Annotated in this window: 1 protein-coding gene; it reads left to right on the top strand. The window is 52.7% G+C overall.

Going from position 1 to position 1,487, the window contains the following annotated elements:
• Window positions 1-255: 255 nt before the first annotated feature.
• Entirely contained in the window at window positions 256-1,458 is a 1,203-nt protein-coding gene (locus ACR2PX_RS18870) for an IS91 family transposase (protein WP_434000908.1), read from the top strand.
• The last annotated feature ends 29 nt before the right edge of the window (window positions 1,459-1,487 follow it).

The following is a 1,487-nucleotide window of genomic DNA, read 5'->3' on the forward strand; positions in this document are numbered from 1 at the left end:
GAGTGAAGCTCAGTAAAGCTGAATTGAAGGAAATTCAACCTTACATCATACGAAACCCTGAGTTACGAAAGTGGGATGTTGCTATTGTGCCAGAGCCGGTAAATTATTAATTGCTGTACCCCTTAGAAGGCACACTGCCACCGTTCACGAGAAAGGGCGCGAGGGTGCGCCCGCTCCCAAGCGACAGCGGATGGACGATGAACAGCCTGAAGATCAGCCTTAGTGCTCATGCTGAAAACGTTATGTTAACCTGTCATGCGCCTTCCAACCCGGCTTAAAGAACTGTTCCGCAAGGATGGAACATGGTGGGGCTTCTTCGAGAAGTACAAGCACTGCATGCGCCCTGCCATCGTGGATAACGTTCCCAAAATGCTCAGCTGTGGATTGACAGTGCGGGGCTATGCCATATTCCAGTGCAGCAACCTGGAGTGTTCGCACCAGAAGAAGGTCTGCTTCAGCTGCAAGAGCAGGTTCTGCCCCACCTGTGGCAAGAAGCTCACTGACCAGTGGATAGAGGAACAGAAAGCCATTCTGCCGGATACCGAGTGGCAGCACATCACTTTCACCATGCCTGCGGAACTCTGGGAACTGTTTCGTTACAACCGGGAGTTGTTGGGATGCCTGAGCGGGCTGGCAGCAAAAATCATCCTGAAGGCGGCAAGAAAGAAAGGCATTCTGCCGGGCATCTTCACCGCCCTGCACACTTTCGGGCGAGACCTGAAGTGGAACGTGCATGTCCACCTCTCTGTCACCGTCGGCGGGTTGGCTAATGATAATACTGCCTGGAAGCCGCTCTACTATTGCAAAAAGGCACTTATGCCCATGTGGCGCTATGAGATTATCAGTTTGTTCCGGGAAGCGTACAACAGAGGCGAACTAAAACTACCGAAAGATCTGCAAGCTACCTGCCCCAACAAAGCGGCGTTCAATCGCTGGCTCAATATCCACTACCAGAAGTCGTGGATCATCCACTTCGCCAAACCCAGCAAGAACCACCATCGCAACATCAAATACCTGGGTCGCTATCTGAAGCGCCCGCCACTGTCTATGAGCCGCCTGAGACACTACGACGGCAAGGAGGTGATCTTCAGCTACCTGAACCACGCCACCAAGGAATACCTGAGGTTCTCCAGTAAGGTCGAGGACTTCATCAAACGCCTGGTACAGCACATTCCGGACAAGGGCTTCCGCATGATCCGGTATTACGGTTTTCTGGCAACCAGGGTACGATCAAAGCTGTTACCCAAGGTTTACGACCTGCTGGATCAGCCAGAGAGAAAAGCCATTCCCATCCGCTTCCCGGCATTGATGAAGAACAGCTTCGGCGTTGACCCGCTGGAATGTATCCTGTGCAAATCCAGGATGGTTCTGACCGGAATCGTGCCGGGGAAAACATTGGCAGAACTGCACCTGTGTCATGAAAGGCTTGCCCTCGGGAGACCTGTTGCTCTGGTATAGCAGGATTGGTCTGTCTGATGCAAACAGAG

This window comes from Endozoicomonas sp. (genome assembly GCF_051008435.1).
GTDB lineage: Bacteria > Pseudomonadota > Gammaproteobacteria > Pseudomonadales > Endozoicomonadaceae > Endozoicomonas_A.